9 protein-coding genes are annotated in these 8370 nt (G+C 55.2%); 1 reads left to right on the forward strand and 8 read right to left on the reverse strand.

Annotated elements, in window-relative coordinates; all coding sequences use genetic code 11:
• Positions 1-463: 463 nt before the first annotated feature.
• Complete coding sequence (locus tag CSZ94_RS26280) at positions 464-1606, reverse strand: sensor histidine kinase (RefSeq protein WP_308410606.1); 1143 nt, start codon at positions 1604-1606, stop codon at positions 464-466.
• 472 nt (positions 1607-2078) lie between these two features.
• The gene (locus CSZ94_RS26290; RefSeq protein WP_258001226.1) at positions 2079-2525 is read right to left on the reverse strand and encodes a hypothetical protein; all 447 of its coding nucleotides are present in this window, start codon (positions 2523-2525) and stop codon (positions 2079-2081) included.
• Positions 2526-2715: 190 nt separating this feature from the next.
• Between CSZ94_RS26290 and mobQ the strand changes: the two genes are divergently transcribed.
• The gene (gene mobQ / locus CSZ94_RS26295; RefSeq protein WP_102124200.1) at positions 2716-3879 is read left to right on the forward strand and encodes a MobQ family relaxase; all 1164 of its coding nucleotides are present in this window, start codon (positions 2716-2718) and stop codon (positions 3877-3879) included.
• A 104-nt stretch (positions 3880-3983) separates the two neighbouring features.
• Here mobQ and CSZ94_RS26300 read toward each other — a convergent pair whose 3' ends face one another.
• The 6 genes from CSZ94_RS26300 to repM form a co-directional block, all read right to left on the reverse strand.
• The gene (locus CSZ94_RS26300; protein ID WP_102124201.1) at positions 3984-4658 is read right to left on the reverse strand and encodes a hypothetical protein; all 675 of its coding nucleotides are present in this window, start codon (positions 4656-4658) and stop codon (positions 3984-3986) included.
• A gap of 722 nt (positions 4659-5380) precedes the next feature.
• Entirely contained in the window at positions 5381-5551 is a 171-nt protein-coding gene (locus tag CSZ94_RS28205; protein ID WP_180977639.1) for a hypothetical protein, read from the reverse strand.
• Positions 5552-5660: 109 nt separating this feature from the next.
• Complete coding sequence (locus CSZ94_RS26305; protein ID WP_102124202.1) at positions 5661-5993, reverse strand: four-helix bundle copper-binding protein; 333 nt, start codon at positions 5991-5993, stop codon at positions 5661-5663.
• 193 nt (positions 5994-6186) lie between these two features.
• Positions 6187-6801: a hypothetical protein gene (locus CSZ94_RS26310; protein WP_102124203.1), complete on the reverse strand. Its 615-nt coding sequence runs from the start codon at positions 6799-6801 to the stop codon at positions 6187-6189.
• Entirely contained in the window at positions 6801-7196 is a 396-nt protein-coding gene (locus CSZ94_RS29055; protein ID WP_258001227.1) for an antitoxin VbhA family protein, read from the reverse strand. The genes CSZ94_RS26310 and CSZ94_RS29055 overlap by 1 nt, the downstream gene beginning before the upstream one ends.
• Complete coding sequence (repM, locus tag CSZ94_RS26325; protein ID WP_102124207.1) at positions 7196-8005, reverse strand: replication initiation protein RepM; 810 nt, start codon at positions 8003-8005, stop codon at positions 7196-7198. Before repM ends, CSZ94_RS29055 begins: the two co-directional genes overlap by 1 nt.
• Between the last annotated feature and the right edge of the window lie 365 nt (positions 8006-8370).

Below are 8370 nucleotides of genomic sequence, written 5' to 3' on the forward strand. Positions count from 1 at the left end.
CCCCCGCGAAACGCGGCGGTCAGTAGCCGGATTCGCAGACCTTCGGCGGGCTACGCCCTGCCCTGCGGGCACACCTACCGGTGCGGGGGCTACCGCCTCACCCCGGCGAGCCGGGGCTTCGGGCACCTGCTCACCGTGATCGCCAGCTGAAACCCCGCGCCCTCACGGGACGCGGCAGCAGGCTTGACCAGGCTGCGCAACTGCCCGTTACCCCTGCCTATAGGGCGATGTGAGTGAGAATTTCGACATGTCGAAATTTTGGAGAGGGCTGGGGAGTGCGGTTGGGTTGGTTTTCCGGTTTTCGATTTATCGGGGTAAAAAGTTAACCGGGCGTGCCGATGGCTTTTTCATCGGTGCGCAAGCAAGCGGGGACGCCCGCGCGCTAAGGTGTCGAGTTGGCCTTTGAGCTTGCTACGTACCCTCCGGCTAGACCGAAGTTGATATGTAACCTGGCGTGATGAACTTAGGTTGGTATTGTGTGTCGAGGCAAGCTAATTTTGAAAATGCAGCCGATGGCAGGAAGATTTTCAACTGTCAGTGTCCCGCTGTTTGCATTCACACTTTGCTTTGCGATTGTGAGTCCTAAGCCGATGCCGGTTCTGTTTTCACCCGATTGGGAAAACGGGAGGAACATGCTTGCAGCCATACCTGGACTCAGGCCGCCGCAATGGTCTTTCACATCAATGATGATGCGGTCTCCCGCCGCATAGGCAGTGAGAAAAACTTCCGTATGTGGTTGGGAAAATTTGAACGCGTTTTGCAGTAGGTTTGCAACTGCGGCCATCAGCAGGTCTCGAGTCCCGTTGATCGCCAGGTCCGGGTCAACTTGAGGCGCTCTAAAAATGCACCCATTCGTACCTATGGAAAGAGAGGCTACGGCGTAAATTTCAGCTATGAAGTCAGCCAGAGAAAAAGAGGCCGAAATGATGTTGGTTTTCCCGAGTAATCTGATGTCTTCAATGGAGCTTGCGATGAGTTTATCCAGCGCCTGTAGGCTCCGTTCCAAGATGGCGCCCGTGGCACCGCTCAAGCTAAGGTTGCCAGCTTTGACGGCGGCAAAGGCCATGGATGCTGTGCCAAGGTGGTTTCGCAATTCATGTGCGAAGAAGCCCATACGCTTGTTTGATTCGACGGCGTTGGCGTCTGCATTTATTGCGTCGCGTTGATAGCCAAATTCGGTGACAGCGTCTGAAATTGCGTTATCGAGGCATCGGTTTAACGTGCGAAATTCATCCACTTGGAACGGGGCGTCTCTTTCCACTGCCAGGTCAGTAATGGATTGGCACAAATCTCCGTAATCATGCACGACCTGGTCAACTGACAGGCCGAGATGTAGGAGGTCTTTGCCATGTTTAGCCGCCGAAACGCTTACCTCGGAAAGGGCAGTGCCTCCCCCAGCTGGGCCAGAAATTCGTCGGCTATCTAAGGGTGTTGAAGTCTGCTCAATCTCAAGAGTTCGAATGAGCTGGTCGAGGAAGAGGGGGATACCCTCTTTGAGCTGCTGTTCAGTGGCAGAGCGGCCGCTACGTTGGCCCACTTTGATTCGGCATCGATTCGTTAATTCGTCTCGATTATTCGAGAGGAATTGGTGCAGCATGGCAGGCATAGCAGCAGTCTCCAGACCTATGTATCTCTACAAAGGGGACCGCAGATGTGCGAAGCAATCTTGACGATTTTTCCATTTTAGCATCGTTTCTTCCCTCTTTAGAGCTTAATCGAGGTCCCAGGCGTCGATGGTCAGAAGCTGATCCGGTGCGCATTTAGCGATTTTTTCCGAATGCATAGTGAGGTTGCCGGACCAGCCATTAGGCATGACATAGTCGTCTCCGATGATGTCGATGTCATCGTGTTTTGGCGGTCCATTTGCTATCAAGGGCAGAACGTCCTGGGCGAAGGCAGTATACCGGTTTGGGTATCCTCCTTTTCGCAACTGGCGGCTTTGCCGAGTTCGGCCAGCTTATCCAACCAATCGAGTCCACCCAGGCTCGATTCCCAGCTTGCAAGTACCGTGCTTAGCTTATCGGGATTGGCGTCACGCTCATCTGGAGTTTCCTGTGCGATGACGATCCACCAGCCAATCATGACGCGGGTTTATCCGTTGGGGTCAAGTCGAACAATGCGCGGTCATCGTCCCTGGTCAATTGTTGACTCATCATTTCAAGCATCTTGTCTTTGGGCCATTCTCCGCGCTCAACCTTGGCAAGAATAGCGGCACCGACAAGAATTTTTCGGCGTGTATCAGCTGCGCGTTTTTGTTTGCTTTCTGCTGCTTTGGCCCGTGCTTCTACCTTCTGTTTCAGCGCTTTAGCCAGCTTGAGTTTTTCCTCTAAATCCTTAACCCGCTGCTGTGCTTTTTCGATGTTAGCTATCATTTGGTGCTTTCTTGGTTTCGTGGTTGTCTTCTTCTGTGGTCGTTCTCTGGCCCGTGTCACAAAAACTGGTAGCTCCATGATGCCTTGGTCTGCATCGGATAGAAAATTGACTTTGACCGGCAGAGTGGGCTTTTTTTGTGGTTTCTTTGCCATGATGCTTGCCTTTGTCTTTGCTGGTCGATATGCCTCATTTTAGCGGCGTAAATTCACCCCGTAAAGCCAGCTATAATGCTGGCAGTGATAGGACCGAGCGAAGAGCGAAAGCGAAGAGCAAGGGCGCACTTAGGAGTTGGCTACGCCAACTCGTGCGGTCGCTGCGCGACAAAGGCGAAAACGTACCCCCATGGCAATCTACCACCTCAGCGTAAAACAGATATCGCGGTCAGCCGGTCGAAGCTCGACCGCCGCCGCTGCCTATCGCGCTGGGTGTGAGATTGCCGATAAGCGTACCGGCGAGGTTCACGATTACACCCGTAAGGGTGGCATCGCCTCGACCGATATGGTGTTGCCCGATGGTGCGCCAGAATGGGCGAAGGATCGGTCAGCGTTGTGGAACGCCGCCGAAGCTGCCGAGCGCCGCAAGGATGCATGCGTGGCGCGTGAGTTTGAGGTGGCGTTGCCCGATGAGCTTTCACCGGAAGAGCGGCGACGGCTGGCCGTGGACTTCGCCAAGGAGATGGCGAACGCCGAAGGCTGCGCCGTCGATGTGTCGATCCACGCACCAGGTAAGGAAGGCGACAGCCGGAACCACCACGCCCATATCCTCCGCACCACCCGGAAGGTGGGGCCGGACGGATTGACGGATAAGCTCAACACCGAGAAGGCGGGGCGCAACCGCGCCGCCGACCTCGACGCCGTGCGCACCAGGTGGGCGGTACTGACCAACGAGCGGCTACGGGAAAACGGCATTGACGCCCAAGTCGATCACCGCAGCCTGAAGGATCAGGGGATCGACCGAATCCCAACAAGCCACTTGGGGCCATTCGTCACCGGCATGGAACGCCGGGGCGTGCGCACCGAAGTAAGCAAGCGCATCAACGATGAGGTTGCGCAGCGACTCGCCCAGGCACACGCCCAGGGCATCGCGGAGCGCGAGTTATCGCAGATCAACCGGAGCGTGATCGACCTATCCGGCGACCTGTCCGCAGCGAAGCGCGAGGTCAAGTCGGCGGAGCTAGCCGAGATAGTCCGCACCGCTACGCTGGCGCGCCAGGCGATGGAGCAGGCCAAGGCCAAGGATGCAGCGGCCCGCCAGGCCGAACTGGAGAGGGTTGCCGCCCAGGCTAAAACGGAGCTGGTCAGCGGCGCCGCCGCCTTCCGCGCCAGGTTCATGGCCGACCGCGCCGCCAAGATCGAGGCGGATCGCCGTGCCGAGCTGGCGCAGCAGGCGGCGGAGCGCGCCAAGGTCGACGCGGCCCGGAAGGTCGAGCAGGAGCGGATCGCGGCCCAGGAGCGGGAAGAGCAGCGCAATCCGAAGAAGGACCAGGGACCGGGCTGGAGCAGATAGCGTGTTTGTTTGTGGATCCACATACACGCCGGAATCACAAACATACACTGGCCCGGCCTGGTCGCCCAGGGCCAAGCTGAAGGTGAATGCGCTTCAGCGAAAATTTAGCGCGCTAAATTTTCGAATGTTATGCCACCTTCGGTTTTGCTGGTTTCGAGATGCGCGAGGATTCCCGCCAAAGAGAGTTTGCCAAATTTCTTTTCGTCACCAGCCAGCATATGGTCGTTCGCATTCATCATCGTTGGTGTCCAGCCCAAAACGCTTCTCATTTCAGGCGTCATCTGAGTGTAGAGGGCATCGATTGCCATCGCATGTCCTCGGCGATCTCCATCATTGGTGGCTCCCCTGTAGGTTTCCAGCGAAACTCTTACTCTTTCTCCCAGCACTCCTTGGGCCTGAATTTGTTCGTCTTTGGAGAAATTGCCAGACGAGTTGAGATTCATAGCAGCCAATTCCTGATCGCTGAAGGCCGAGTAATCAACGTGATTTAGGTTTACGGAACTTACTGTAGCACCAGTTTTTTCTGCGCCTTGCTGCTTCGCAACATCCAACTTCGTGCGTGCGGCCATGCCAATCTCCATAAAAGAAGGGCTAGTGGCGACCTGTGTTGATGCTGTCTTTGCCTTGTCGGAGAGAGTAACAATACTGCTTGGCGCTGTAGCCGCGCTGCTGCCCTGCTCTGTCTCCTTGGTTTCAGACTGAACAAGGGTAGAGACTTTGTCCGAGTTCACGTTGGGAAAAGCATTGCTGTAAGAAGTGTCTAAACCCTTGATGCTCATTTTTATCTCCCAAACACCCAGCACTATTGCTGAGTGTTTTTAGCTGATTACGCCATTGAGAAAACCGCTTGGACAGCCCCTGTCGTTATCGATCCACTTTAACTTACAACCTTGCAGGTAGCACCACCACTTGAGGTTGGCGGCGGTACGCTTCGCTCCCAATAGGCTGCTGCGCCAGTGATTGGATCGGCCGCATGATAGAACGTCGATATATGGAATTCACAGGTCTTAGACCCCATGGCATATTTGACATGAGAACTTGTTACGGAGCCGCCACAGTCCGTACTCGATGCTGACGAGGTAGCTCCAGCGATAACGGTTGTGGGTGTGGGTGATAGAACTCCGCAAGTGCTGATCTTCGATACCGTCATAGTAGTTGTAGTGCTGACGTTCTTGAAGGTCATAGTCACTGGTGCGGCAAAAGTAGGTGCCGCTAATGTAAGGCTTGCAATAGCTGAAACCATAGCAATCATCTTCATGCTGCATCCTTTATTCGGTTTATGGAACAGACCTTAGCGTACTACTTTTTTTTGTTTATCTCCGTAAACGAACTGTCAGCGGGGCCGGTCATCGGTAAGTTTCGCATGCGAAATTGGAAGTCAAAATTTAACGCGCAGGGTGGATCGACGCGCCGAGCTGGCGCAGCGGGAGCGGGCGAATCGTGATGAATGACCAACAAGGGGTACGGTAAGGATTCCTGCGTAAATGCGTAACAGGCAGCGTCAAAAAAGCAAAATTGAGGCATTGAACCTTGTTTTGATTTCTTCAATGAGTTTTCTTGCACTTTTCCCAGGAAAAACAGCCGTATTTTTGATCGCAAGATAAACGTTCGTTTTTCTTGCGGTCGGCATTTCCAGGGCAGCGCCCCTATGGAAAACGAGGATGTTACTCATCTACGCAGGAATCCTTGCGGTCCCCCAGAGAGGCAGCGTGAGGTGAGGCGAGCAGGGCCGAAGAAAGACGGCCCCGAATTTAGCCGTTGAAGTTTAGCGCGCTAAATTTTTAGTGGCTTGCCATTTTCCGACAGGCGTCGGCGCACTGGCGGCAAGCAGCGGCGCAATCTTTGCAGTGCTGCATTGAATGCTTTCCGCACTCTTCGGCACACATGTCGCAAATGCTTGCGCAGAATTGGCAGATTGCTTTAGCAGATGCACTGCCGCGCGCCATGAAGCCTGCCGCTACCCTGCACAACTGTGCGCAGTCGATATCTAGGGCAATGCAGCGCGCCATCATTTTTACATCTTGTTCTCCCAAGCACGCTGTAGTGCACATATCGCAGGCGTCAGCGCAGGCGTAACAAGCTTTGATGCATGATTCAAATTGTTGCTGATGCATAGTGTTCTCCTAAGATGGGATAGTAGCGTCGCTTCAGTTGCCGAAGGTTGTGTTTCGCAATATCCAACAGTCGGCTTAGGCGCTTGAGACTGGATCGAAAAAACAATGAGCTTAAGCAAAACACAGCCAATCAACCTATCACGATAAAAATAAACCAGTCATTCGTTACGGGTATGCATCATGACAAGTGGCCTCAGTACCCGCGAGGAATGACCAGAGGCACCTTGCGGCCATCAGTGGTGAGCCAGGAACCCATCGGCGCGGGGTTGCCAGCTGCATCATTGCCTTGGTTGGTGCTGGCCTCGATGCAGAGGCGATCACCACAGGTGTTGATTTTGATCTTGGCCCCACGCTTATGCAGATCCGCGATGCTTGCCTCCAGTTCGGCCTTTTCGATGCGCAGCTGGAACTTCTCCAGACGTAGGTCTGCGATCTGGCTCTGTGTGAAGTAGCCGAGAGCGTAGTTGGTCGCAACCGCGGCCACGCCGGTGAGGATGAACACCAGGCCAAACTGCCAGGTGAGCCAGGCGCCGGCGTTACGCACCTTACCGGCGGCGGTATCCAATGCCTCAGTGGCCGTGTTTAAGGCTGTTTGAGCCGTCTTCGGGGCTTTGGCGAGGGTTTCTGTCACCGCCTTGGTCGCGGCGTCTCCTGCGGCCCTCTGGAGGCTTCCAGAGGTGTTTTGGAGCGCTTCAATGGTCGCACTTAGCTGCGCCCGTTCTTTTGCCAGGTCGTCAATGGCCTTAGTGGCCGCGTCCTGCTGCGCGAGCGCGGCAGCGTACAGGCCCGCCAGGTCGTCAGCATCCATTACACCTCCCTTTTGGCGTGATCCATCACGCCTTTGACAAACTTAACGAGGTCCATTTCACCGTCGACGAAGCGGCGCATGTGCCGCTGTACTTCCTCTGATGGAGTAAAGCCTGACAGCCCCATATTTGCCAACGCAAACTCAACAGCCGCTTGGCGGCGATGCCGTTCATGTGCCTGCGAATCAATGCCTGCGGCGTCTCTGGAATCGAGCCATGCGTAAGCTTCGCTCTCAGCGTCATCGAAGGCCGCTTGCAGAGCGTCTTTTGCATCTTCGATGCCCTCAACTGGAGGGAACACGCCGCCGCCCACCTCCTCGCGGCCCTCCAGGAGGCGCAGCCGCCAGCCGCTGCCGAGTTCAACCGGGCGCGGGAGAATTTCGTAGCTGTAGTCCATCAAAATTCCTCATTGGTTACGCCAGATGTTGCGTCAAGGCGCTGTTGTCCAAGAGCCTCCAGCTTGTCGCGCATCGCTTGATCGCTGGCCGTCCCGGACGCCTTTGGCTTGGCGTCCTTGCCCTTGATCTTGAACACGAAGTCAGTGATAGCGCGGCCCGTTTTCTTGGGCTTGTAGCTCACCGTGAGGTCGCTGTGGTCGTTGATCTGCTTCACAGCCACCTCGATCACCTTACGGATGAAGTCAGCCGTCAGCTTGTACTCGGCTGGCTCCACGCCGAGCGTTTCACGCAGCCACACCAGGTTGAGCGTACGGTTTCCAATGTCTCGGTGCTGGCTCAGCATCTCGTAGACGCGAATAGCGTGCGCGCTGGTCATCTTGCCGACCTTCTCCAGCTGGTAGGACGTGAACTCTTCCTCCAGACGAGTGACGTACTTGATGACATCCGAGGTGAAGACGATCTTGATGCGCCCAGCGCCGTCGATGTAACTGGCTTTGCTGATCCAACGGGTTTTGGAGACTTGCTCCTTGCCAGTGTCCTCATCCGTTTCGTAGAGGGTAACGCTCCGCTCATACAGGGCATCCATCGCCTCCTTGAGTTGACCATAGACACTGCCCTTCTCCACGCTGGGGAACTGCTTGGCGAACGCATCGGCGGTAATGACTACAGGTTCATTGGGGAATAGCCCTTTTTGCTCTTCCCTGCACCGACAGATCGAATACAAGATGATGCGTTGCTCGTTTAGGCCCAGTCTGTAGCTGGCCTCGACCAGGCGATTTGACTTGACCACCAGCTCTTGCTTTTTCATCGACCTCTCCAATGTCTTTTTCCTTATGGGTCATTTTACACCCATAAAATGCCTTGTCAATAAATGGTCATAGTTAACCGGAAAAAAGTCATAGTTAACCGGAAAAAAGTCATAGTTAGGCTTGCAAGTACATGATTATAAAGGCGAATTCGGCCTCTAAAAGGTACTTAAAAGCTACTCCCAACGCTAACGCGTATAGGTCGTAGTTCTTTAGGCCCCCTGAGGGGGCAGGAAAAGACCCCCGCGAAACGCGGCGGTCAGTAGCCGGATTCGCAGACCTTCGGCGGGCTACGCCCTGCCCTGCGGGCACACCTACCGGTGCGGGGGCTACCGCCTCACCCCGGCGAGCCGGGGCTTCGGGCACC

This window comes from Janthinobacterium sp. ROICE36 (genome assembly GCF_002869965.1).
Taxonomy (GTDB): Bacteria; Pseudomonadota; Gammaproteobacteria; order Burkholderiales; family Burkholderiaceae_D; genus Janthinobacterium.

Bases quoted from the DNA above. Each gene is read 5' to 3' on its own strand.
- repM (WP_102124207.1), bottom strand. From the start codon at position 8,005: ATGAAAAAGCAAGAGCTGGTGGTCAAGTCAAATCGCCTGGTCGAGGCC.
- CSZ94_RS28205 (WP_180977639.1), bottom strand. From the start codon at position 5,551: ATGAGTAACATCCTCGTTTTCCATAGGGGCGCTGCCCTGGAAATGCCG.
- CSZ94_RS26300 (WP_102124201.1), bottom strand. From the start codon at position 4,658: ATGAGCATCAAGGGTTTAGACACTTCTTACAGCAATGCTTTTCCCAAC.
- CSZ94_RS26305 (WP_102124202.1), bottom strand. From the start codon at position 5,993: ATGCATCAGCAACAATTTGAATCATGCATCAAAGCTTGTTACGCCTGC.
- CSZ94_RS29055 (WP_258001227.1), bottom strand. From the start codon at position 7,196: ATGGACTACAGCTACGAAATTCTCCCGCGCCCGGTTGAACTCGGCAGC.
- CSZ94_RS26280 (WP_308410606.1), bottom strand. From the start codon at position 1,606: ATGCCTGCCATGCTGCACCAATTCCTCTCGAATAATCGAGACGAATTA.
- CSZ94_RS26290 (WP_258001226.1), bottom strand. From the start codon at position 2,525: ATGGCAAAGAAACCACAAAAAAAGCCCACTCTGCCGGTCAAAGTCAAT.
- CSZ94_RS26310 (WP_102124203.1), bottom strand. From the start codon at position 6,801: ATGGATGCTGACGACCTGGCGGGCCTGTACGCTGCCGCGCTCGCGCAG.
- mobQ (WP_102124200.1), top strand. From the start codon at position 2,716: ATGGCAATCTACCACCTCAGCGTAAAACAGATATCGCGGTCAGCCGGT.